Raw genomic sequence first — 24,208 nt, 5'->3', positions numbered from 1 at the left:
TTCGTGCCTCGCAATGACGGGCGACATAAATATAATACAATGAAATTACCAATAGTAGCTTACGGTGATCCTGTTTTAAAAAAGGTAGGAACCGATATCGATAAAGATTATCCCGGATTAGAACAATTAATCAGCGACATGTTCGACACCATGTATTATGCAAATGGTGTGGGCTTAGCTGCTCCTCAGGTTGGTTTGCCTATCCGCTTGTTTATTGTAGATACAGGCGAGGATGAAGACGGTAAACCAGGCTATAAAAAAGTATTTATCAATGCCGAAATTTTGGAAGAAACGGGCGAAGCCTGGAGTTTTAACGAAGGCTGCTTAAGTATTCCTGATATCCGTGAAAACATTATGCGCAAGCCGAATGTCAAGATTACCTATTTTGATGAAAACTGGGTAGAACATACTGAAGATGTAGACGGAATGCCTGCACGCGTAATCCAACATGAATACGATCATATTGAAGGAAAATTATTTACCGATAAAGTAAGTGTTCTTCGCAAAACCATGCTTAAAAGCAAACTGGATGCGATTTCGAAAGGAAATATCAAAACAGATTACAAAATGAAGTTTCCGAATAAAAGTAAGAAAAGATAAGTTTTGATGTAAGATATCAGAGGGAAAATGGAAACGTTTTCCCTTTTTTGTTTTAAGGTCTACCAGCATTAATTACCCTTGGTCGTTATCCTGAATTTATTTCAGGATCTTTATAGCCGCATAAACCCTGAAATAAATTCAGGATGACTGCTAAATAAAATAATGATTAAATAGCGTTTGGTCTTCTGCATCCAAGACTAAGAACTCCGAACTTAAGACTCCAGACTAATTCGTCCTACTCTTATCCCCATCAAAAATCTGCTGCATCAGCTTACCCCAGGCGAAAGGATTAAGTAGGGGATTGGTTTGCACCATATTCTTATTGATCATCCTATCAAAATTATACCGATAGTTTTGGCTGCCTATTTCCTGTCCATCACGAGGCAAGGTTTGAATTAAACCATCAATTGAAGAGCGCGAAAGGTTCTTTTTGGCTATGGCCATATCATCATCCGCCAGTTTCATCGACAAAAACTCGCGGGTAAATTCTTCTGTTGTTGCCCATGGAAAAACACGCACCGATGGTAAATCGATCACATTGGCCTTCAGCTTAACCATAATGGTGTATTTGCTATCGGGTGTGCCTTCAGGAATTACAGTAGAAAACTTCTTATAACCAATGGCCGTAAACAAGATGGTATCACCAGGATTAACAATGAAGGTAAAATATCCTCTATAATCAGCACCAACCCTTTTACTCTTTGCAGAAAGATTGGTGATGGTAACATAAGGAATCACATTTGAGCTATCGATATCGGTAATAATCCCTGAAAATTGGATGAGTTTATCCTGTGCCGGCTTTTGTTGTGCAAAAGCGGTAACAGAAAAAATAAGGCAAATTAGGGCAACACAATATCTCATTAAGACAAAAGTAATTTTATTAATAAAACTTCCTTGTTAAATAGTGTTAAAGCTTAATCTTGCTCGGCCATGTTAACGGCAACTACCGAAGTGATCTGAGGAACGGCTTTCATGATTGCCTGTTCGATACCAGATTTCATAGTCATGAAACTCATCGGGCAAGAACCGCAGTTGCCTAAAAGCTTAAGCTTTACTGTTCCTTCAGATGTAATTTCTTCAACAGAAACATCACCTCCATCAGCCTTTAAATACGGCCTGATAGTTTCCAATGCCTGTTCTACTTGTTCTGTTAAATTCATTATATATATTTTAATTTATAAAAATAGTAATTTTTTAGCAATTCACCATTTGCGCATTGTTGATGGATATCTGTTGTGCAATTTTACTTGCAATATCTCCAAATATAACATCAAGTTGAGGGTTCTGGTTTAGCGCTACCGGTTTCCCTTTATCTCCAGCTTCCGAAATGCTCTGGATAATTGGAATTTCGCCTAAAAACGGCACATCAAAACGCGCTGCAAGTTCGGTACCGCCACCTTTTCCGAAGATATAATATTTATTCTCCGGCAATTCTGCTGGTGTAAAATACGACATGTTTTCTATAACGCCTAAAATCGGAATATTAATTCCCGGCATCCTGAACATAGCCAGACCTTTGTGCGTATCGGCCAAAGCAACCTGTTGAGGTGTCGTAACTACCACCGCCCCCGAAATCGGGAAGCTTTGCGTAATGGTGATGTGGATATCGCCGGTTCCCGGTGGAAGATCTACGATCAGATAATCCAGCTCCCCCCAGTTGGTATCGTTAAACAATTGTTTTACTGCGTTTGAAGCCATTGGTCCGCGCCATGGCACTGGTTGCCCCGGATCTGCAAAAAAACCTAAAGACAATAATTTGATTCCATATTTTTCAATCGGTAAAATTTTGGTTTTACCATCCGCTGTTTCTTCTGCACCTGGCTTGGCATCAACCAGATCGAACATGGTGGGTACCGATGGCCCATAAATATCGGCATCAATAAGGCCAACTTTTGCACCATCCTTGGCCAATACAACCGCCAGATTACTCGCTACCGTAGATTTACCAACTCCTCCTTTTCCGGATGAAACCAAAATGATGTTTTTGATATTATCTAATGATGATGAATTGCTTGGCTGGGTAACCCTCGAAGTTACATTGATCGTGACTTCTGCTGTTGGCGATACAAAATGCTTGATGGCATTTGTACAGGCATTTTTTAGCATTTCCTTCATCGGACATGCAGGCGTAGTAAGCTCTAATGTAAAATTGACCTGGTTATCTGTTATCTGTAAATCTTTAATCATGTTTAAAGTAACCAGATCTTTTTTAAGATCGGGATCTTCAACATTTTTAAGCGCATCTAAAACTTGTTGCGGGCTAATCTGCATGGTATTAATTTAAATTCAAAATTAACAAAACATAGCCACAAATACTTTTATTTAGGCTTTTTAACTGTAATTTTAACACGAAATAAACATTTAATTGTTACGTTTAAGCAATTAACCATTTTAACGACTATATGCGAATACCAAAAATTAAGATCCCCAAAAAATATTTAAAAATCGGAGCCTGGATTTTAGGTGTTTTTTTAGTTGTTTGTATTGCATTGGGTGCGGTAGCCTATAGCAAAAGGGAAGCGCTTCTTAAAAAAATGGTGGCCAAAGCAATTGCCAAGGCCGACAAGGACTATGGTTTGGAGGTAAAAATAGGATCGGCCGGTTTTACAGGGCTTAGCACCGTAAAAATGACCAATATTTCTGTTGTTCCTAAAGATAGGGATACGCTTTCTAATATTGGCGAACTCAGTGTGGGTGTAAAACTTTTCCCGCTCATTTTTGGCAAAGTAAAACTCTCAGAAGTAAAACTTAACAATGGCTTTGTAAGTGTTGTACTTAAAGATTCGACCACAAATATCGATTTCATCTTAAAGCGTAAGAAAAAAGACAGCACCCAAACCAATGGAAAAGCCAACTTACCAGAAATAGCCAGCAACATCTTAAATCAGGTTTTATACAAAATCCCTGACGATATGGATGTGAAGAACATGGTATTTAAATTAAATGACCATGATACAGCCAAGTTGACTTTTGCAACAACGGCTACAATTGACGGCGGCGATTTAAAATCAACCATTGATGTAAACAATAACGAATCTACTTGGCATGTAAACGGTTATGTAAACCCAGGCAGCAAAGAATTGAGCTTTACCGCTTATGCCGATGGAAAAAAACTGGAATTACCTTACTTAAACAATAAGCTACATGCAAAAATCAGTTTTGATACCTTACAAACCGAGCTTAAAAATGCAAAATACAGCGGCGACGATTATAAAATTTCTGGCTCTTGGTCGGTAAAAAACATGCTGATTAATCAGCCACGCATTGCTTCGAACGACATCATTGTACAAAGTGCAAAACTGGATGCCGATATTTTAGTTGGGCCTAATTTCATTGCTTTAGACAGCACCTCAACAGCCTACCTAAAAAATGCACAGATCCATCCTTTTGTTAAATATACTTTAGGAAAGAACAAAATATATGAGTTAAAGCTAAATGCCGAAGAACAGGATGCACAAGGGGTTTTAGATGCTTTTCCACAAGGCTTGTTCGAATCGCTGGAAGGATTAAAAGTACAGGGCAAAGTGAAATATAACCTAAATTTTTATTTAGACACTAAAGTGCCAGACAGCGTGCGCTTTAGCTCTACCTTAACACCCGTTGATTTCAAAATTGTACAATGGGGTAAAACCAATCTGCAAAAAATAAACAGCCCATTTGTCTATACACCTTACGAGTATGGCAAACCAATGCGCGATATTACCATAGGCCCATCAAACCCAAATTTTACGCCTTTATCGTCAATTTCGAAAAACTTTATCAATGCGGTTTTAACAGCAGAAGACCCATCATTTTTTACGCACAACGGTTTTGTTGAAGAATCGATCCGTAAATCAATCGCCGTAAACTTTAAAGAGAAGAAATTTAAACGCGGTGGCAGTACCATCAGTATGCAGCTGGTTAAAAATGTTTATTTAAGCCGTCAAAAAACCTTGGCCCGTAAAGCCGAAGAGATATTAATTGTTTGGCTTATTGAGCATAACCACTTGGTAAGCAAACAACGGATGCTCGAGGTGTATTTCAACATTATGGAACTAGGCCAGAATATTTATGGAATAGGTGAGGCTTCGCGCTATTATTTTGGAAAACAACCTGCCGATTTAACCATCGGTGATGGATTATTCCTGGCGAGTATTGTTCCTAAACCAAAGGCATCGATGTATAAATTCATGGCTGATGGCAGCTTGAAACCTTACATGTTCAACTATTTTAGGTTTATGGGAAATATTATGGCAAGAAGAGGTTTAGTGGCGAGTGATACTTCTGGTTATGGTTTCTATAATGTACGCTTAAGAGAGGGTCTCCGTCAGTATTTAGCACCTGATACGGCTGTTATTGATACTACAGCATTTGATGATGACGGAGACGGCTTACCAGTTGTAATTGTACACGATAAAAATAAAAGTTTCTTCGAACGTCTTTTTGGTGGCGGATCTAAAAAAGATACCACAAGCAAACAGATAACCACGCCAGCCGATACCACTAAAACCAAAAAACAATTAAGGCTGGAGCGTAGAGAAGAACGAAAACGACAAAAGGAATTGGAAAAGACTCAGTAACCAGTTTCCAATTGGCAGTTTACAGTTCTTATATTAACCAGTTAACTGATTTATACAATTAAACAACAATAACCTTTCAACAGCGATATGCACAAAATAAAAGTAGAGGATAAAGCGTTCGAGATATTTTTAGAGAACGATACCTTAAACAAACGGATCCGTTTACTTGGCATCCAGATCAATGTTGATTACGAGGGCAAATGCCCGCTATTTATTGGTGTATTAAATGGTAGTTTTTTGTTTACGGCCGATCTAATCAAGGAAATAAACGTACCCTGCGAAGTTGCTTTTATGCGTGTGGCCTCATACGAAGGTACAGCAAGTTCGGGAAATGTAAAAGAATTAATCGGACTGCCTGATAACATCGAAGGCAGAGATATTATCATTGTAGAAGATATTGTTGATACAGGCTTAACCTTAATGCATATTTTAAAAACGATAAAAGAAAAAAATCCTGCTTCAATTAAAGTAGCTTCTCTTTTGCTTAAACCAAGTGCTTTAAAATATGAAATTGAAGAACTAGAATACGTTGGTTTTGAAATACCTAACGAATTTGTTGTGGGTTACGGATTAGATTATAATGGTCTTGGTAGAAACCTGACTGATATTTACAGAGCAACCGGGGCATAATTTTTAGATTGGATTAATTTATTTTTCGCACCTTTGCCCAATAATTTCTAAAACAATGACCATACATAAAGAAGGCTACACTACCATTGCCTTAAGCATATTGTTTATCTTCGTAATCAATGCGGTAGTTGATTATAAATATCACGATATAACCTGGTTGCGCTGGTTCATTTATATCTTTTCAGCTGCATTATTTATTATAGTACTACAGTTTTTCCGTAACCCGAGCCGCAGCTTTTCTTCGGGCGAAAACCTGGTTATCTGTCCGGCAGATGGCAAAGTAGTCGTAATCGAAGAAACAGAAGAAGGAGAATATTTTAAAGATAAACGTTTACAGGTTTCGATTTTTATGTCACCAATAAATGTTCACATTAACCGTAATCCAATTTCTGGAGTGGTAAAGTTCTTCAAATATCACCCAGGAAAATACCTTGCTGCGTGGAATCCAAAATCATCAACAGAGAATGAACGTACTACAACTGTTGTGGAGCATAAAAATGGTACCCCTGTATTGTTCCGTCAAATTGCCGGTGCTTTAGCCCGCAGAATTGTATGGTATGTTAAAGAAGGCGATCAGGTAGTACAGGCTGAGCAATTTGGTTTCATCAAATTCGGCTCGAGGGTTGATGTGTTTTTACCCATAGGCACAAAAGTGAACGTAGAACTTAACCAGGTTGTAAAAGGCGGCATCACTACACTAGCTACTTTAAGCTAAAAGAACAATACAGTTTATAATAAAAGCCGATTTAGTTTATACTAAGTCGGCTTCTTTGTTCATTTACAAATATTTTGGTTGTGATTTATATCCCTTTAAGATATTCTATATATATTTTAATTTAGTCGTCACCCTGACCTGTAGCGCAGCGAGCTACGCAGTAAATTCATTTCAGGGTCTATTTTGCAGGAAAGATGCTGACCACGTAGTAGCTACAAGGCAATTGAAAATACTATTTCTACTTGTAAAATAAATTCAGCATGACGATCGCCTAAGAAAATTAGTTAAATTAATAAATATTAATCGGATGAAGGTATGTAATCATTTAATCCATAGCATCATCACCAACCTCTTCTTTATCACCTGCGGGAGCTGGCCTGTCGCTGATTAAGCGTTGTGTAGGGTAGGCAAAATCCGACTTATTACGGATAACGATATCCATAATTTCAAGATTGATCTCTTGTCTGATTTTAAGAAATTCAGCATAATTTAGCACAGTTACAAAATAGTTAACCTCTACATTTAAACCCGAATCGCCAAAGCTCTTAAAGGAAGCATTTCCATCATCGCTGGTGCCTTGATGATTATTGATGTACCTTTCTATCTCGGTAATAATTTTTCTAAGTGATTCCGAATTGGTTTCGTAAGTAAGCCCGATAATAAAAGAGACCTTGCGCGAATTCCTCAGCGAAAGGTTTTCTAAAACACCATCAATCATACCTCTGTTAGGTATAGTAGCCATCGTTTTTTCAGAAGTTCTAATCCTTGTGCTCCTGAAACCTACTTTTTCAACCGTTCCTTCCACACCATCAACCTTTACCAGATCGCCAACGGTAAAAGGTTTATCTAAAAAAATGGTGAATGAACCTATTAAGTTCTCTAAACTCTCTTTAGCAGCCAAAGCAATGGCAATACCACCAATACCCAATCCTGTAATCAGCGTTAATACATTAACCTCGAAAACAAAGCCCAGAAGGGTGAAAAAACCGATAAAGATTACGATCGTTTTAAACAGCTCTTTTAAAAAGGGCACCAGCTGATCGTCGGCCTTATTATCTGTAAGCGAAGCTTTATAAAGAAGCACGTGGCTTATGAAGTCGATTATCCTTAAAATAATCCAAAAAATAGATAGGATGATCCCAAACAGAAATATCCGGTCAATACAATCGCCAATTGTTACTGGTATTGACTCTTTAACCTTACCAATTAGTTTGCTGTAATGGAATACAGCTACCTCCAACGGGTGTTTTAACTGGTTGATGGATAGATAAAGTGTGGTTAACAGAATAAAAACCTCTATCGGTTTAAGTAAAAGCCCAACAAACGCTTCATCGTGAGCTTGATTAGAGAAGTTTCTAAAGAGCTTAAATAGCAGTTTACTCAAAAGTTTTGATACAATCCTTTTGAACATTAAGCCTAAAAAAAGTATGCCTCCGAAAAGGAAATAGGCTTTTACGGTATTACCCCAAAACACTTGGTCGAAAAAAGCAGAATCTAACATTTAACAAAGGTACAAACAAAAAAACCTCCACGAAATTAATCGTGAAGGCTATATCTTATAATAAAGAATATTATTTTCTCAAAGATTTGATACGAGCAGCTTTACCAGTTAAAGCACGTAAATAGAACAATTTCGCTCTACGAACTTTACCATAGCTATTTACTTCTACTTTCTCAATGTTTGGAGAATTGATAGGAAAAATACGCTCAACACCAATACTGTTGCTCATTTTACGAACCGTGAAAGTTTCGTTAGCACCAGCACTGTTACGTTGTATTACAACACCTTGGTAAATTTGGATACGTTCCTTATTACCTTCGCGAATTTTATAGTGCACGCTCACTGTATCGCCAGACTTGAACGCAGGAAAATCTTTTTTCGCGATGGCCTGCTCTTCAACAAATTTTACTAAATCCATGATTTTAAGCTATTAAATCGATATTTCATCCCGTGAAAATCGGATTGCAATATTAGGGATTATTTTTGAGAAAAAAAAACCTATTTTAATTTTTTCCACATTCTTTATGAATTCCACATTCTATTGTGTTAAATGCTTCTATTCCAAAAGATCAGGAGAGCACTTATTCGCCAATATATGGCGAAATTTAGTGTTTAATATCCTGAGGTAAAATATTTACCTATTGATGATATCAAGTGTGAATAATACAATTAGGCAAAGTTTCTTCCGCTTTTATTATCTTTTCCAAAATAGCATCTCTACTTTCTTCTATACCCTCATCGTGAGGCGATATATGCAGTTCCTTAAGGTTTTTTAAATCTTTTAAAACCCATATATCTTCTAAGCGGATTTTAGTCCTCCAGATATCAAGGTATTCCAGATCCGTCAGTTTGTTCAGATAAGGCAAACATGCTTTAGTAATATTTTCATGCTTCATCAGGGTTAAATCTTTAAGCTGCTTAACATTGCTGATCAATTTCACCCCCTCATCGGTCACCCTCGTTTCTTTTAAATAAATACTCCCCATAACCGAAACTTTTGCAAAAAGCATGGCTAAATACTCATCATCAACCATCGAATCGATACTGGCAAAACCAGGTAGGGGATATTTTTAGCTTCGGTAATTTGTCCAAAATGCCACCAGAACTGTTTTTCTGCGCCTTTGAGTTTCATTTTTATTAAAGTAAGCAGGGCTGGGTTTAAACAACCGTTCTAGTACACACCATAGCCTAAAACGCCAATTTTTTCCTTTTCATCGGCATAAGTAACAAAATTGTACTTCGTTCCGGATTTGCCCCAGATATTTTTATTAACCGGCTGCCCATCTATAGATTGTTTAACAACTTTAGCTGTATATCCTTTATTTTTTAGCTCCATATCGATAAATGCCACATTAATCGCTCCTGAAAAAATGCAAACTATAGTCGAAATTTTACCATTTTTCGCGTAAGACACCTCCATCATGTCAAATTTGGAGTCGAAAGCCAGTATTTCTTTAACATCGCCTTCTCCTTCTTCAACATCCCCTTTTTCAAAACCTTTATCCTTCATAAAGGAGTTAATGTTTTGCCTGGTGCTTTTATAAAAAACATCGTTAATAAGCGCTAATTTCTTGTTCTCGTAAGTCTCCTGACCAAAGGCAAAAGAGCCATAAAACAAAAAAAACAATATTGTTAATTTTTTCATGTCTATGTTTATTATCGTGTAATTTCTTTACCTGTTTTATCCATCGCTCCCCATCTGCCGTTTAATCTAAACCTGGCAACCCCATTTTCAAAACTGCCAACCGCATCGTATTTAATCGCAATAACTTCTTCGCCTGTTCTGTTTATAAAGCCCTCTCTTCCATTAAGTCCAACTTTAGCCAAACCATCCTCAAAATCAGCAATGAACCTATACTTGAAAGGGATGATTTCGTTTCCGTTTTTATCAATGGCGCCATAGAGTTTATTCTTTTCAACAGGAGCAACCCCATCATTAAAATCTTTTGCATAGTCGTATTTAAACTTTGTAAATTCTTTGCCTGTTTTATCGATAAAACCCCATTTGTTTTTTAGTTTCACACTTGCATAACCATTTTTAAAGTTATTTCCGTCTTCGTACTTTAAAGGAGTGATTTCTCTGCCCGTAACATCAATAAAACCATATTTCTCGTCTAGTCTCACCTTGGCAATACCTTCATAAAAATCGAAGGCAACATCGTATTTTAGGGCGGTGATTTCCTTACCCTTTTTATCGATATAACCCGATTTCTTATTTAGCTCAACCTGCGCAAAACCATCTTTAAAGTAAATGGCATCATCATATTTGAATGGGATAACTACCTTTCCTGTTTCATCTATAAAGCCATATTTCCCATCTAGTTTAACCGCAATTAATCCTTCGTGGAAGCTGTATCCGGCCTTTTCGTATTTAAAAGGGATCACTTCTTTTCCCGCCTTGTCTACAAATCCGTATTTTCCACTTTCGTTCTTTTTTGGACTTAAGTCTTGCGCATAACCTGCAATAGCCAGCACACTTAGTACTGCAGTAAGTAATTGTTTCATTTCCATTAATTTAAAGGGTGTATTGCTTTTATTAAGCTAAAGTATGCTAAAGATACCCGGACAGAAATACCCAATAAAGGGTATATTTACATATACAGAATTAATGAAAAAAGTTACAGACTAGCGATTGGATGGGATGTTGATCTGAATAATTGTGCCTTCGTTTTTAACACTACTGATTTCGAAATTACCTTTGTAGTAATTTACTCTCTTTTCGATGTTTTCGAGCCCAAAGCCCCTGCTTGTTTTCTGCAGATCGAAGCCGAGTCCATCATCCGTAAATTGAAAATGGTAATTTTTGGGATATTTATAAAGTTCGATGGTGATTAACTCAGCGCTACCATGCTTAATGGCATTATTTATAACTTCCAGTGCGATAAGATAAAAATCGTAAATCCATTTTTCATCAATTTTATCAGGAAAATCATAACAGAAAAGCTCAATTTTTGCATCCGTTAAACCTGCGTTCAAGCTTGAGATCTGGCTTTGTAAGCTAGACATCAAAGCACCTTCATCAAGTGCTTTCGGCAGTATTTTATGAGATATTTCTCTGATATCCTCAGCCAGCTCGTTAATCGTTTGTTTGGCAAGCTCGGCATTCTTCATGTCAAAAAGATGAATAATATGGGCAATCTTGCTTCCTACATTGTCGTGAATAATGTTAGCGATGTTTCTCCGCTCACGTAGCTGAACCTCACTAATGGCCCTCAATGAGCTTTCCTTTTCGAAAATAACCTGTTGCATCAGCTCGTTGTTCTTCAAAAAAATATCGATGTAATTTCTTGATAAAACGTAGCCGAACAAAAACACTTCATAAAGACCGATAAACAACATCCAATTATCGCCCAGTGATTTTGGAATAATTTCAAATGTCTTTAAAATTAAGCAAGCGCCCCATACAAACTGTGGAGCAAAGGCAAGAAGCGCATAAATAGCCTGGGTTTTTTCAATTTTTAGATGCGTTAATGCCGCCCAGAAAAGTACGACGATAGAAGCCAGGAATATGATGTAACCTAATACAAAAAAGTAACGAAATTCAAAACCCTTATAAAACACCAATAAGGAAATAGAGATTAAAATCAACAAAAAGTTTATGCCACCAAGCACTATGATTAACTTATGCTTAACGGGCTGGTTTTCTTTTAACTTTAAAAAATATCCAAGAAAAATACTCAAGGCAATATACCAAAGTGCTCCAGTGTAAACCCGGCCCTCGCTAAAAAACCTAAACCCCGGAAATAAAACGTGCTTGGCGAAATTGGTTGTAATTGCTGTGTAAAACACCGTTAATACAGAATAGCCGATGTAATATCCGTATAACTTGTTTTTAGTCATGAAAAACAATATCCCATTGATCATGAGCAGCAAAAACACCATACCAATAAAAAAAGATGTCAATGCTGTTTTTTGAGATGATTTGCTTTCTAAATAAGCTTGATCTTCCAAACTATAAGAAAAATCTAAAAAGGAAGTCTCTTTTTTAACCCGTACCCAAAGTAATCTTTCTTCACCTGGCTGCAGATTAAGCTCAAATGCCAGGGTTTCAATAAACGGACTCTGACCAACCGTTCTATCGCCAATGGTTTTAATTAATCTACCATCATAAAGGCTAAGGCTATCGATATGGTTGTTGTTAAAACACAACCATGTTTTAGTACTTTGTGAAGTGCTTATATTTTTTACAATAAATCTGCACCATACTGCCGCATCTTTGTTGTAGCCGATATTAACCTTGCTATTCTGCTTAAACGGCTGAAATTTTTGTTTTTGGAGCATCCCGCTCGTCCACGATGAATTTTGGTCTACAGCGTAGCTGGATACTACCGATATTGATTTGTTTGCGATTTGTGCACAAGAGAGTAGCGGGAATAGCAGAAAGCTAATCAAGTAGATTATTCTCATGAGCAAATTTAATGAGCGAACTGCTATTATTGATTTCCAACTTCCGGTGGATGTTCTTCCGATGGGTTGTTACCGTTGTTATGCTGATAAATAGGACTTCAGCAATTTCCTTACTGGTTAATCCTTTGATAATTAATTTAATAATCTCTTTTTCCTGTCTGGATATCCGGAATTTATTGACAATTGAACCATCAATGGCACTATACACACTCTCGCCTTTTTTATAACTCTTATTGGTATAAAACGTTGTATCTTTATTTGATTCGATGATACTGATAAGCTCTTCGGCAGGTGTTTCTTTTTTCAGGAAAGCATTCACACCTAGTTTCTTTGCTTTTTGAATCAGAAAATCTTCGTAATAAGCAGTGAGAACAATTATTTTGGTGTTTTTTAGTTGGGATCTGAGTTCTTCGATCAATACAAATCCATCAAAGTGGTTAATATTTAAATCACAGATGAAAACATCAGCAATGTTATGCATTAAATGGTTTCGGCAGGAATGTACATCGCTGAATTTAAAAATGCCATAGTTCTTCCCGGTATTTTTAAGCAATTCGGAAATGCCGTTTAAAAAAAGTAAATGGTCATCACAAATAACGATCTGTTTGGGCATATTATCAGGAACTAGAAGCGTTTCTCCTAAAATAGAATTTACCTTTATAATTTACAAGGAAATTTTACTCTAAAAGGTCAGGACGGCGGATTTTAGTTCGCTCCAGTGCTTGTTCATGCCTCCATTCGTTCACCTTAGCTTCATGACCGCTTAATAAAACATCGGGTACTTTATGTCCACGCCAGTCTGCCGGGCGGGTATAAACAGGAGCATCAAGCAGTTCTCCCTGAAAACTATCAGATAGGGCAGAAGTTTCATCATTTAAAACACCCGGGATTAAACGCACAACAGCATCTACCACAATCGCTGCAGGAAGCTCGCCACCGCTTAAAACATAATCACCAACTGATATCTCCCTGGTAACAAAGATATCGCGTATACGCTGATCTATGCCTTTGTAGTGGCCACACAAAATAATGATATTCCTTTTAATAGATAATTCATTGGCCGTGCTCTGGTTTAAAGTAACACCGTCGGGGCTCATGAAAATAATCTCATCATATTCTCGTTCTGACTGAAGCTTTTCGATACAGGCCGCAAAAGGCTCAATACTCATCACCATACCGCTACCTCCGCCATATTGGTAATCATCAACACTTTTCTGTTTGTTGGTTGCATAATCCCTCAGGTTATGCACAACAATTTCGGCTATGCCTTTTTTTTGTGCACGTTGCAAAATAGAATGAGCAAACGGACTTTCTAGTAAAGCGGGCAAAACTGTTATAATATCGAAACGCATGGTGCAAAGGTAAGCCTTTAGTCTGAAGTCTATAGCCTGAAGGAGAATTTTGCTATACTCAGTATCAATTTTGGCTATTATAGAAACTCATTGTGGTAAATATTAATCCAGCGTATTAACCTTTATCAGATCGCTCGCCCATTGCAACGGCTTTCTACCGTTCCGTCCGTCAACAACACCGCTTACTTTCATTGTTTTTTTGTCATTACTCAAGGTGTAATAGTTTGCATATTGCCTGCCTTTAAGATCGTAAGTAGCATCGGCCCTTGCATCCGAAATATTTAGCACATACATGTTGTTTGACAAAATTTTAAATGTACCGCTATGCGTGATGATCTGTACACCACCTTCATTGGCGATATTGTAAAAACTTCCATCCGCTTTAAAAACGATCTTACTCCCAGGGTTGGTGGTATCGCTCCAGATGCCAACAAATGGTTTGATTTCTTTTAAATTAGCCTGTTGTACGGTTTTACAAGAAAAGATGGCCAGCACTGTAAGGAAAATTACAGCAATTTTTGATATTCTTTTGAGCATGTTAATTTTGGTTGGTATGAGATCTAAATTAACAATTTTTCCTTAAAAAAACATTACCTGTTAATCGCCCTCCTCCAGCTCAAATATTTCCTCGACCGGTTTATTAAAAACCCTTGCCATTTTTAAAGCCAATACTGTTGATGGAACATACTTTCCTGATTCGATCGTATTAATGGTCTGTCTCGAAACCTGGATCAGGTCTGCAAGTTCTGCCTGTGTAATGTTTTTAATGGCACGTTGTACACGGATATTATTTTTCATCAGAGAACCTTTCCTTTTTTAATCGCTGCAAACTATAATTAAATTTGGCTAAAAAAACTATGGGTATTGTCCATATATTATACACCAAAATCATCAAAAATGAAAGCCCGTAAAAACAAAAATTTATGGCTAACAGTATAACATAACTGACCAAAACGGCCCACTGTAAACTCTTTAGCCTAAGTACAGCAATATATTCGTCATCAATTTTCTCTTTAGAAAAGATTATCATTAGTAATCCTATGGTAATACCTAAAATTGCAAACTCATTGGTTAAATTATAATCAGCGAAATTAATTGGTGAATTTTCATTTATATTCTTTAATGAATAAATTTGAAACCCAGGGATTCTAAATTCTTTAGTTAAACAGAAGAATCCCAAGATACAAAAGACTAAAAAAATTACCCAACCAATTACCTTGAATTTGTTTGGGATCAAAAGCGAATTTTTCATATATCAAATATTTTTTACTAAATGTAAAGTATTTTTGATATAAATGTCAAGTATTTTTTACTAAAAGAATGTTTTATTTTACAAAAACTAGCTTAATAGTGTAAAAAGACGAGAAAATATTTTTGATTTTTTAGCTATCCAAATAAACATCAAGCAGGCCTTCAGGTAAATCCAGCGTGAGCACCTTTCCTTCGTCGTCAATTTCTACAATAAAATCTTCATTTAACGGAAAAAGGATTTCGGTTTCCTTATACATTACCGTAGCAACAAATTGTTGTGGATATTCGTTTACTTCCAGAATTTCGCCAAGCTGGCCAAGTGTTTCATCAATCGCCATAAAGCCTTTTAAATCAGTGTAGAAGAACTCACTTTCATCGCGCTCAGGCATTTGGGTAATAGGCAGATAGAGTTTCTTCTTTAATAAGGGCTGTACTTTATCGATATGATCAGCATCATCAAAGTTAAAATAGCCTGTTTTATTGGCCTGCAGTTTTGCCGAAGCCACAAAATAGGGAACAAGCTTACCATTCATATCGGCAAATACCACATCAAACTCGAGCTGTTCGTACTCGTCAAATTCGAAAAATACCTGAACTTCTCCCTTTAAACCCCTCGTTTTAGTAACGTAACCGATATAAAATGCTTCTTCGTGTTTCATAATCACCCCTAAAGGTATCTTTAATAGTAACGTCATCCTGAATTTAGTTCAAGATCTCATAGGATGCTGAAACAAGTTCAGCATGACGCACCGTAAATAATAATATCTTTTAAATAAAAATAGCGTTCCGAAATTCGGAACGCTATTTTATGAGACAAAATAATTAAAATTATTCTGCTCCTTCTTCTTTAGTAGCTTCTGCTGCAGGAGCCTCTTCAGTTGCTTCAGCCTCAACAGCTGGTGCTTCTTCAGTAACCTCTTCTTCAACAACTTCTTCTGCAACCGGTGCATTTTTAGCTGCGATAGCTGCTGCTTTATCTTCTTTTTTCTTAGCTTCTGCTGTTAATGCCGCTTTACGCGCATCCGCTTTAGAAGTAGCTAAACCTTCTGATTTACCAGAAATTTTACCTGCTTTAGCATCTAACCAAGCTGCAAATTTTTCATCTGCCTGTTCTTGAGTTAAAGCTCCTTTTTTAACACCGCCTTCTAAGTGTTTTTTGTACAAAACACCTTTGTAAGAAAGGATAGCACGAGCAGTATCAGTTGGTTGTGCACCACTGTTAACCCAAGCTAAAGTTTTTTCGAAGTTAATTTCGATGGTTGCAGGATTGGTGTTTGGGTTGTAAGAACCTAAACGCTCAATAAATTTACCATCACGTGGAGAGCGGGAATCTGCTACCACAACGTGGAAAAAAGGTTTTCCTTTTTTACCGAATCTTTGCAATCTGATTTTAGTTGCCATTTCTTTTTGTATTTATGTATTCAACATAGTTCCCGGAGCTTCATGCTGCGGGGCTGCAAAGATAACTAAAATACTGTAAATTAAAAACATAGTTTAATTTCTTTGTTTTCAGGATATTTGCGCCGTAATATTTGCTGGTACAAATGGAAAGAATTGCGATTGATATGGACGAGGTAATTGCCGATGCCCTTGGAAAATTTATTAAACTATATAACCGGGATTTTAACGTTCCTTTAGATTTAAAAATTGATGCCGGAAACGAAATCTATCACCATGTTCCGCAAGATGTTAACCAGAAATGGTTCGAATATATAAATGAACCTGGTTTTTTCCGAGATCTTGAAGTTATCGAAGATAGTCAACGCGTAATTAAGTCCTTACAAGAGAAATATGATGTTTATATTGTTTCGGCGGCGATGGAGTTCCGAAATTCATTGATTGATAAGTACGATTGGATGACCGAACATTTTCCTTTCATCGATTGGCAGCACATTATGTTCTGCGGAAATAAAATTGTGAATGTTGATATTATAATTGACGACCGCACTAAAAACTTTGTCAATTTTGCTGGTCGCCCTTTATTATTTACATCGCCACATAATTTGCTTGTAACCGAATATGAACGTGTAAATACCTGGGAGGAAGTAGCGGGGTTGTTGCTATAATTTCAAAAAAGGTTCGTCATTTCGACTGAAGCATAGCGAAATGGAGAAATCTAATCTCTAATAACTATATAAATTGATAGTTATTAGATTTCTCCACTGCGGTCGAAATGACGATTACTTGCACAATAGATTGTCCTATTAATGTAACCCTTTTATCCGTGTAGTCACATTTCTAAAAATTAAATTCCCCAACCAAATTCCCCCCGCTACTTCCAGTCGCCATAGGCAATACAATTACTTTTCTTTGTTGTTTACCTGTGGCATATCGGGTATAAATCTCGGCAGTTACGGTTGTTGGTCCGCTAATGTTAATCTGCCGATCGCCGTAATAGTTAACTTCGATTTTATATTTTCCCTTTATTGCTTTTTTGATCATAAATTGTTCAGGGCCATAACCTGAAGTGAAATCGTTGCTGATCCTGCCACCTATTTTTGTTCTCGAATTTCCATAAAATCCTTTTTCACCAGTTGGGTCGGTTAGCCATAGATCGATATCAGTATCATTTTTATTCCAGTTGAGCACCACGCGCACATCTACTGGCAAAGGCTGGATTAACCTTTTATCAATCCCTTTGGTACTTAAGCTACTGTTATGTTTTGCAATCAGGTTATTGATTTCGGATATCACAATCTCCTCGATTCCTTGATCTCGATCGGCAATCTGACTGTTATAACTTTGGGTGAGTACCTTATATAAATGATCAAGTGCAGCCTGGTATTGCCCGTTATCTGCTAGTGCCAAAGCATAATCGCGGTAACTCTGCGCATCCATAGGCCTCCATTGCAAAACCTTCTGCGTAATAAAAAGTTCATCTTTATAATTTCCGGTCTGCTTTAATTTATAGGCCAAAGTTTTATATAAATCGGCATTTTCGAGGTCCAGATCGGCAATATTACTTAAAATGGTGAGTGCCTTAACACTATCTTTCTGCTGATAAAACCAATTGGCCACATCAAAATAAAACATTGGTGTTGAAATGTATTTCGAGCGCATTTTCAAATAAGCCTGATAAGCACTGTCTGGTTTTCCAACCAGGTTTTTCATATAATCTTTATCACTTTTAAATTCGGGGATAACGATGGCGGGCTGGGTTTCTACCATTCCTGTGGATCGTGTAATATTAAGCCCCGCTAATTTTCCCTGCAACAGACTCATTGTTTCATTTGATGAACCTTGCTGTAACTCTTTTCCACTAATGGTTACTGCTGAGCCTGTAACGGATGATTTTCGCTGAGTACCGTATCCCACGACCACAACTTCATTAAGGGCGTTGTTTTCGCTAGCGGCCAATTCCTGCTTCGCAGCCGCAGCTGGCATTCTCATCTGACTTGCCGATTCTGCTCTTCTTCTCTCGCGTACTTGCTCAGCAACAAGCGTGCTTCTTCTTCCTTCGCCAACTGGATCAGAAATTGCAATATTGCCTGTGGGATCTCCATTTACACCCCTTTGCCCTGGATCAGGATATCTCTCTTCCCTCTTTCCTGGTTCTTTATAGTAGAAATCGGTATTCCACCAGATTTTCAGTTCTTTGGTCATTGCTATCGCAGCATTGATTAAATCCTGCTTACGTTCCAGAATTGCTGTTCTGCGCTGCTTTAAAACCGCATTGTAGGCCTGTTGCAATTCAACAGGAGGCACAATATCATAACGCAGGTAATCATCAAGATTTTCTAACACGATGAGGCTGGTATTACGGGTAACAATGCCAAACTGTTTGCTCAAAACACTAATATCATCCTTATGATCCTCATATTGAATGTCCATTTCAGCAATTTTCTTCTGTGCCCAAACACGGCTAACATCAATGCTGCTCAAAGTATGCTCCGTAGCATTTAACCGAACAATTTGTTCTGAAACAACAGTATTTCCAAAACCAAACTGCAACGTAAATTCCGTATTAAATGCATTCATAATACCGGCTAAAGAGAAATGTCCATTTACATTTACTTTCATTGAAGGATAAGTTTGCCTTACATCTGCTCCATTTTTAATCCCTAAAAACTGAAGGTTTTGGTGGTTCAATTGTTTAAAAGCGTCGCCTACCGAAACGGAGTTCAGGTTAACAAATTGTCCCCCAGTTTTCATACTGATAAATTTCAAGGTGCTATAATCAGCTTTAAGTGAAGTATTGATACAATGAACCGGTTTATTTAAGCTGACCGTATTTTTTCCGAATGTCGAAAGTCCATCAGTAAATAAAATATATTCGTCGGCCTGCAGGCTTTTAGTGTTTATGGCGCTGAAATTTGTTCCCCCATCATAAACTAGATTCTTCAGTTTATCTTTTAACTGTGTCCAGTTACCATTTGAGATGACAAAAGTTCCTGCGTTTTTAAAACCGTTATTAACCAAACCTAACTGGATGGTTAAATTTTGTTTTTGCCTGATGATTAAATCCAACAGTTCTATTTCCTTCTCGTTATTGCGCTGCAGACCACTTAAAGAGGTATCCCAGATTAAACCAATTTGGTTAGCCCATTGCTTTTGACGGCTTTCGGTTTTAGGAAAAACATTAACCAGAAAATAATAACCTGTTGATGCTTTTTGCATTTGCACCTCAGTCAGATCATTTCTCTTTGGAAGATTAATAGTCAAACCATTTTTAGGCTGATAGTTGGTTTTATCGATCTGTCCAACATAGGTATTTCCATTGGCTTTTAAATCAAAACTCCCATCTGGCTGTTCGCCCAGCTCAGGTCTTATTATACTTTCGAAAACGGTAGTTTTTAATGTAAATTTTTCAATTGCCTGGTTATAATCTAAAGGCAAATGATACTTTAAAACATTCTTGCTGTTAAAACTGAGTTCTTCTTCATAACCAACAATTATGGTTCTGCTTCCATTGGCCGGCAACGGATAAATCCTGGTGCGGAAATTATTTCCTTCTACTTTCTCCAGCAAACCCGGATCCACTCTTCTCCGCTCAATGCTTTCGAAAACCTCAGTTGCTTTGGCTTTTTCTACCGGAACGGCTTCGCGCATTTTCCCATTAATATCTAAAGCGTAATGGCTTATGCTTACTCCTTCGGGCAGAGGGAATGTTAATTCGCCCTCTAAAATTCGGTTACTGTTATTGTGAAAGGTCATCGTCATTACCGTTGTGGCCACATTTCCTGTAATCTGTACATCAATATTTAACTTTTTAAGTTTAACAGCATCTTTTTGTTCGCTGGTTTCGGCTTGCTGCACTTTTAAGACAGGCATTTGCGCCTGAACAAAAAATGTGGCCAATAATAAAGGAAGGATGAATAAGGTTTTAGATGGTCTCATAACGGTAATTTTAAATAGTGATGCAAAAGCACTAGCGATTACATAAATTTATTTTCGGCTCCCCTCCTTTTCTATGATTTTGCAAGTAAAATGCCCTTTCAGAAAACATAAAATGGACTTTTCTAAAAAGATGTAACATTTCTAAAAAAAATTGTTCTAATTATTAAAACTGAAACTATGTTAGTAACTACAACGCCTTCAGTTGAGGGCAGAAAAATTGTAAAATATATAGGTCTTGTTACCGGAGAAACCATTATTGGCGCAAATATTTTTAAAGATTTATTTGCCGGAATAACAGATATAGTAGGGGGCAGGTCGAGTTCTTATGAACGCGTTTTAAGGGAGGGAAAAGATACAGCGGTTAACGAAATGCAACAGTACGCAGCCGCGTTAGGTGCAAACGCAATTGTTGGCGTAGATTTAGATTACGAGACTGTGGGTAGTGGCGGCAGCATGTTAATGGTGAGCGCCAATGGTACTGCTGTGATTTTAGAAGATTAAGATATTGCTTATTGCGAAAACTAAGCAAAAACAAGAAAGTCTTTCCGGTGCGGGAAAGACTTTTCTTTTTATATCCTGTTTTTCGATTAAAACGAAAGAATGTCGATTAGCTTAAGCCATTTAGAGCTCACTTTTTCAGCATTGATGTGTTTAATGGCATGATCAAAAGGTGTAAAAACAATTTCACGGTTGATCTGGCCAGCCATTACGCCGCTTTCGCCATTAATTAAACCCTCTACAGCAGCAACACCTAATCTACTCGCCAATACACGATCCATGCAGGTTGGTTTTCCACCACGCTGAATGTGTCCTAAAACTGAAACTTTAGTATCGTAATGCGGGTATTTTTCCTGCAAAATTTCGCCAACCTTAAATGCGCCACCAGTATCGTCACCTTCAGCAACAATAATAATTTTCGAGGCCTTATCTTTACGGCTATGCTCCAGTTTATGCAAAATGTCATTCGCATTCATGTTAGCTTCCGGAATCATAATGGCTTCGGCACCAACGCCAATTCCGCTTCTTAAAGCAATTAATCCCGAGTCGCGCCCCATTACTTCAACAATGAAAAGTCTGTCGTGCGATTCGGCTGTATCTCTGATTTTATCTACTGCGTCGATAACAGTATTAATGGCAGAGTCGTAACCAATGGTAAAATCTGTTCCGGCTAAATCGTTATCAATAGTGCCAGGCAAACCAACAATTGGGAAATCGAACTCTTTTGAAAAAATATTTGCGCCTGTAAATGTTCCATCACCACCAATTACAACCAAGGCATCAATTCCATTGGCTTTTAGGCTTTCGTAAGCTTTTTTTCTGCCCTCAACGGTTTTAAAAGCTTCGCTGCGTGCGGTTTTTAAAATGGTTCCTCCGCGCTGAATAATATTTGCTACAGATTTGCGGTCCATAGGGATAAAATCATTGTTGATCAACCCTTCGTACCCACGGATAAACCCGGTTACTTCAATATCATAATAAATTGAGGCTCTTACTACGGCCCTGATTGCGGCATTCATGCCTGGCGAATCTCCGCCAGAGGTTAAAACGCCAATATTCTTAATCTTATTCATTTGTTTGTTTCTTAGCAAATTCTGATAATCCATTGTCCAGATATTGCAAATATTTATCTATATTAAATTCTACTCCGATAGGAGGCGAAACTAATTCTTTTTCATCAGTACCCAAAAGTACATAATATGGTTGCGAAATGGTATTAAATCTTTCGGCCTGCAAATGTTTAAATTTTTTACCAACCGTATTCACTTTTGTGCCTAAAATTTTAGAATCAAATTGTTCAGCAACTGGTAAATCAGTTTTATCATCCGTGTAAAGCGACACAACAATATAGTCTTCTTTCAATTTTTTAAGCACTCTCGGGTCAGACCAAACTCTTGCCTCCATTTCGCGGCAATTTACACAGCCATGGCCTGTAAAATCAAGGAATAACGGTTTTTTTACCTCCTTTGCATAAGCCAACGCTTCCTGGTAATCAAAAAATCCATCAATATTATGCGGAATGTGCAGGAATTCAGCATATTTACGTTTAGCATGGCCGGTTGTTGTTTGGTTTGATCCATTACCACTATCTTGTCCTATCACAAAATCCTGAGTAGAAAGCGGAGGTACCAGCGCACTTACGGCTTTTAAAGGAGCTCCCCATAAGCCCGGAATTAAATATATTGCAAACACGAAAGTGGCGGTTGCAATAAATAACCTTGGCACTGAAACATAAGGAAGATCACTATCGTGAGAAAATTTGATTTTTCCCAATAAATAAACGCCTAAGATTAACGCGAGTACAATCCAAATGGCCAAGAAAATCTCTCTATCCAATATGCCCCAGTGATAAGCCAAATCGGCTGTTGAAAGGAATTTTAAAGATAAGCCCAGCTCTAAAAAGCCAAGAAAAACTTTAATGGAGTTTAACCAGCCGCCAGATTTTGGCAGTCCCGTCATTAAACTAGGGAAAATGGCAAACATGGTAAAAATTACCGCTAGCGATAATGAGAAACCAAACATTACCACAACAGGTGTTAGCAAATCGGTATTAATGGCAACTAAAGAAGTTCCGATCAGTGGACCCGTGCAAGAGAAGGAAACAACCGCTAAGGTTGCTGCCATGAAAAAGATCCCGCTTAAACCTTTAGCATCCGATTTTGCGTCAAGTTTATTTACAAAGGAACTTGGCAGGGTAATTTCGAATGCACCTAAAAACGATACGCCGAAAACAATGAGTATAAGAAAGATGAAAATATTAAAAAATCCATCGGTAGATATTTCATTTAATGCGCTGGCGCCCCAGATCAAGGTAATAATTACGCCTAAACCAACATAAATTACAATGATCGATAAGCCGTAAATAATGGCACTTCTGATTCCTTTTGCTCTGCTTTCGGCTCTTTTGGTAAAAAAACCAACAGTAAGCGGAACCATAGGAAAAATACATGGAAGAAAAAAAGCGGCAATACCGGCCAAAAGGCCTAAACCAAAGGTTACCCAAAGCGATTGTTTCGGTGCATCCTTACCAGCTACCGCAGCTTTTTCTACTTTGGCTGTATCCTTTTTTAGGGTATCTTTTTCCGTTTTTACCTGGCTATTGGCTGCACTATCCTGTGCAGAACCTACTTCGGTAAAAACAATATCATCGGGAGGAGCAGTTGTTGTGGTATCCTGGGTTACCAGGGCATAACTCTTAAGGGCTGGCAATGCAATAAACATTGTAGCCATTAACAACAATAATAAAACCTTTTTCATTTGTGTGTTTTGTGTGTGTATTTTTTGAAACCGTGAAATTAAGAATAATTTTAGAAACGATTTTTTTTAAACCAATACTCCACGTAGATTTTACTTTAAAAAGAAACAGTCCCGAAAATTCGGGACTGCTTGTAAATATTTTGATGTCAACTATTTAACCGGAACACTGAACTCAACTTCTTCTGGCGGAAGACATTGTTTATCGTTACAAACCATAAACTCAACTTTTCCTTTAACAGCAGTTGTACCCTTATTTAATTTCACCTTTTGCTGGAAAATTACTGCTTTTTCGAAATAACTTACATTCATTTTAAATGTACTTTCGTATTTAACAATTGCTTTGGGCTCGATTGTTTTACCAACCAGACTAAAATCTTTAGAAGGGGCAAAAGTAAATGTAGTTTTTACCGGACCACCGTCTTTCACATTTTGCGAATAGATATGCCACCTGTCTTCGATTGTAGCCTTTAAATATATAACGGCTTCATCTTTACTTATTTTCTTTGCAGAATAAGCCCAGGTAACCGGTTTTTCGATTTGGGCAAATGCACCTGCGATGGTAAAAAGTACCATCGAAAGCACTAGGGTGATTTTTTTCATT

Annotated in this window: 26 protein-coding genes; 6 read left to right on the top strand and 20 right to left on the bottom strand. The window is 37.5% G+C overall.

Features of this window, described 5'->3' with window-relative positions:
• Positions 1 to 39: 39 nt before the first annotated feature.
• Complete coding sequence (gene def, locus J7E57_RS14725) at positions 40 to 600, top strand: peptide deformylase (protein WP_215165285.1); 561 nt, start codon at positions 40 to 42, stop codon at positions 598 to 600.
• Positions 601 to 825: 225 nt separating this feature from the next.
• Here def and J7E57_RS14720 read toward each other — a convergent pair whose 3' ends face one another.
• Genes J7E57_RS14720 through J7E57_RS14710 form a run of 3 tightly spaced genes read right to left on the bottom strand, consistent with a single transcriptional unit; the run spans position 826 to position 2,871 of the window.
• Entirely contained in the window at positions 826 to 1,461 is a 636-nt protein-coding gene (locus J7E57_RS14720; protein WP_215165279.1) for a hypothetical protein, read from the bottom strand.
• 53 nt (positions 1,462 to 1,514) lie between these two features.
• Positions 1,515 to 1,760 carry a NifU family protein gene (locus J7E57_RS14715; protein ID WP_029274884.1) on the bottom strand — a complete coding sequence of 82 codons (246 nt, stop codon included), beginning with the start codon at positions 1,758 to 1,760 and terminating at the stop codon, positions 1,515 to 1,517.
• Between the two features lie 34 nt (positions 1,761 to 1,794).
• Positions 1,795 to 2,871: an Mrp/NBP35 family ATP-binding protein gene (locus J7E57_RS14710; protein WP_215165277.1), complete on the bottom strand. Its 1,077-nt coding sequence runs from the start codon at positions 2,869 to 2,871 to the stop codon at positions 1,795 to 1,797.
• A gap of 131 nt (positions 2,872 to 3,002) precedes the next feature.
• Here J7E57_RS14710 and J7E57_RS14705 point away from each other — a divergent pair, with 131 nt between their 5' ends.
• From J7E57_RS14705 to J7E57_RS14695, 3 genes are all read left to right on the top strand, one after another.
• Complete coding sequence (locus J7E57_RS14705) at positions 3,003 to 5,159, top strand: transglycosylase domain-containing protein (protein ID WP_215165275.1); 2,157 nt, start codon at positions 3,003 to 3,005, stop codon at positions 5,157 to 5,159.
• 87 nt (positions 5,160 to 5,246) lie between these two features.
• Positions 5,247 to 5,789, top strand: coding sequence for a hypoxanthine phosphoribosyltransferase (gene hpt, locus J7E57_RS14700; RefSeq protein ID WP_215165273.1), 543 nt, complete (start codon positions 5,247 to 5,249; stop codon positions 5,787 to 5,789).
• Positions 5,790 to 5,844: 55 nt separating this feature from the next.
• Complete coding sequence (locus J7E57_RS14695) at positions 5,845 to 6,504, top strand: phosphatidylserine decarboxylase family protein (RefSeq protein WP_215165271.1); 660 nt, start codon at positions 5,845 to 5,847, stop codon at positions 6,502 to 6,504.
• Positions 6,505 to 6,829: 325 nt separating this feature from the next.
• Here J7E57_RS14695 and J7E57_RS14690 read toward each other — a convergent pair whose 3' ends face one another.
• The 13 genes from J7E57_RS14690 to J7E57_RS14630 all read right to left on the bottom strand — a co-directional run bounded on the left by J7E57_RS14690 (position 6,830) and on the right by J7E57_RS14630 (position 16,416).
• Positions 6,830 to 7,888: a mechanosensitive ion channel family protein gene (locus J7E57_RS14690; protein ID WP_251029926.1), complete on the bottom strand. Its 1,059-nt coding sequence runs from the start codon at positions 7,886 to 7,888 to the stop codon at positions 6,830 to 6,832.
• Between the two features lie 187 nt (positions 7,889 to 8,075).
• Positions 8,076 to 8,423 carry a 50S ribosomal protein L19 gene (rplS, locus tag J7E57_RS14685; protein ID WP_025141628.1) on the bottom strand — a complete coding sequence of 116 codons (348 nt, stop codon included), beginning with the start codon at positions 8,421 to 8,423 and terminating at the stop codon, positions 8,076 to 8,078.
• A gap of 232 nt (positions 8,424 to 8,655) precedes the next feature.
• Positions 8,656 to 9,015, bottom strand: coding sequence for a hypothetical protein (locus tag J7E57_RS14680; protein ID WP_215165267.1), 360 nt, complete (start codon positions 9,013 to 9,015; stop codon positions 8,656 to 8,658).
• A gap of 161 nt (positions 9,016 to 9,176) precedes the next feature.
• The gene (locus tag J7E57_RS14675; RefSeq protein ID WP_215165265.1) at positions 9,177 to 9,650 is read right to left on the bottom strand and encodes a hypothetical protein; all 474 of its coding nucleotides are present in this window, start codon (positions 9,648 to 9,650) and stop codon (positions 9,177 to 9,179) included.
• Positions 9,651 to 9,661: 11 nt separating this feature from the next.
• Positions 9,662 to 10,510, bottom strand: coding sequence for a WG repeat-containing protein (locus J7E57_RS14670; protein ID WP_215165263.1), 849 nt, complete (start codon positions 10,508 to 10,510; stop codon positions 9,662 to 9,664).
• A gap of 120 nt (positions 10,511 to 10,630) precedes the next feature.
• Entirely contained in the window at positions 10,631 to 12,412 is a 1,782-nt protein-coding gene (locus J7E57_RS14665) for a 7TM diverse intracellular signaling domain-containing protein (RefSeq protein WP_215165261.1), read from the bottom strand.
• The gene (locus J7E57_RS14660; protein WP_215165259.1) at positions 12,390 to 13,025 is read right to left on the bottom strand and encodes a response regulator; all 636 of its coding nucleotides are present in this window, start codon (positions 13,023 to 13,025) and stop codon (positions 12,390 to 12,392) included. The genes J7E57_RS14665 and J7E57_RS14660 overlap by 23 nt, the downstream gene beginning before the upstream one ends.
• Before the next feature lie 64 nt (positions 13,026 to 13,089).
• Complete coding sequence (trmD, locus tag J7E57_RS14655; protein ID WP_215165257.1) at positions 13,090 to 13,764, bottom strand: tRNA (guanosine(37)-N1)-methyltransferase TrmD; 675 nt, start codon at positions 13,762 to 13,764, stop codon at positions 13,090 to 13,092.
• A 102-nt stretch (positions 13,765 to 13,866) separates the two neighbouring features.
• A complete protein-coding gene (locus tag J7E57_RS14650) occupies positions 13,867 to 14,301 on the bottom strand; it encodes a DUF4488 domain-containing protein (RefSeq protein WP_215165255.1) in 435 nt (144 codons plus the stop codon).
• A gap of 60 nt (positions 14,302 to 14,361) precedes the next feature.
• Positions 14,362 to 14,562 (bottom strand): helix-turn-helix transcriptional regulator, encoded by a 201-nt coding sequence (locus J7E57_RS14645; RefSeq protein WP_317196552.1) that lies wholly within the window; start codon positions 14,560 to 14,562, stop codon positions 14,362 to 14,364.
• Entirely contained in the window at positions 14,552 to 15,016 is a 465-nt protein-coding gene (locus tag J7E57_RS14640; protein ID WP_215165254.1) for a hypothetical protein, read from the bottom strand. Before J7E57_RS14640 ends, J7E57_RS14645 begins: the two co-directional genes overlap by 11 nt.
• A gap of 130 nt (positions 15,017 to 15,146) precedes the next feature.
• Positions 15,147 to 15,674: a ribosome maturation factor RimM gene (gene rimM / locus J7E57_RS14635; protein WP_215166143.1), complete on the bottom strand. Its 528-nt coding sequence runs from the start codon at positions 15,672 to 15,674 to the stop codon at positions 15,147 to 15,149.
• Between the two features lie 169 nt (positions 15,675 to 15,843).
• Positions 15,844 to 16,416: a 30S ribosomal protein S16 gene (locus J7E57_RS14630; protein WP_215165252.1), complete on the bottom strand. Its 573-nt coding sequence runs from the start codon at positions 16,414 to 16,416 to the stop codon at positions 15,844 to 15,846.
• A gap of 143 nt (positions 16,417 to 16,559) precedes the next feature.
• Here J7E57_RS14630 and J7E57_RS14625 point away from each other — a divergent pair, with 143 nt between their 5' ends.
• The gene (locus tag J7E57_RS14625) at positions 16,560 to 17,081 is read left to right on the top strand and encodes a 5' nucleotidase, NT5C type (protein ID WP_251029925.1); all 522 of its coding nucleotides are present in this window, start codon (positions 16,560 to 16,562) and stop codon (positions 17,079 to 17,081) included.
• Between the two features lie 172 nt (positions 17,082 to 17,253).
• On the opposite strand, the gene J7E57_RS14620 is transcribed toward J7E57_RS14625, so the two are convergent.
• Entirely contained in the window at positions 17,254 to 20,352 is a 3,099-nt protein-coding gene (locus J7E57_RS14620; RefSeq protein WP_215165250.1) for a VIT domain-containing protein, read from the bottom strand.
• 177 nt (positions 20,353 to 20,529) lie between these two features.
• Here J7E57_RS14620 and J7E57_RS14615 point away from each other — a divergent pair, with 177 nt between their 5' ends.
• A complete protein-coding gene (locus J7E57_RS14615; RefSeq protein ID WP_029274899.1) occupies positions 20,530 to 20,853 on the top strand; it encodes a heavy metal-binding domain-containing protein in 324 nt (107 codons plus the stop codon).
• Between the two features lie 86 nt (positions 20,854 to 20,939).
• Here J7E57_RS14615 and pfkA read toward each other — a convergent pair whose 3' ends face one another.
• From pfkA to J7E57_RS14600, 3 genes are all read right to left on the bottom strand, one after another.
• Complete coding sequence (pfkA, locus tag J7E57_RS14610) at positions 20,940 to 21,923, bottom strand: 6-phosphofructokinase (protein WP_215165248.1); 984 nt, start codon at positions 21,921 to 21,923, stop codon at positions 20,940 to 20,942.
• The gene (locus tag J7E57_RS14605) at positions 21,916 to 23,607 is read right to left on the bottom strand and encodes a protein-disulfide reductase DsbD family protein (protein WP_215165234.1); all 1,692 of its coding nucleotides are present in this window, start codon (positions 23,605 to 23,607) and stop codon (positions 21,916 to 21,918) included. Before J7E57_RS14605 ends, pfkA begins: the two co-directional genes overlap by 8 nt.
• A 150-nt stretch (positions 23,608 to 23,757) precedes the next feature.
• Positions 23,758 to 24,207 (bottom strand): protein-disulfide reductase DsbD domain-containing protein, encoded by a 450-nt coding sequence (locus tag J7E57_RS14600; protein WP_116250377.1) that lies wholly within the window; start codon positions 24,205 to 24,207, stop codon positions 23,758 to 23,760.
• Between the last annotated feature and the right edge of the window lies 1 nt (position 24,208).

Source organism: Pedobacter sp. ISL-64, from assembly GCF_018613605.1.
Lineage (GTDB): Bacteria > Bacteroidota > Bacteroidia > Sphingobacteriales > Sphingobacteriaceae > Pedobacter.
This window is presented reverse-complemented; position numbering and strand designations above follow the sequence as displayed.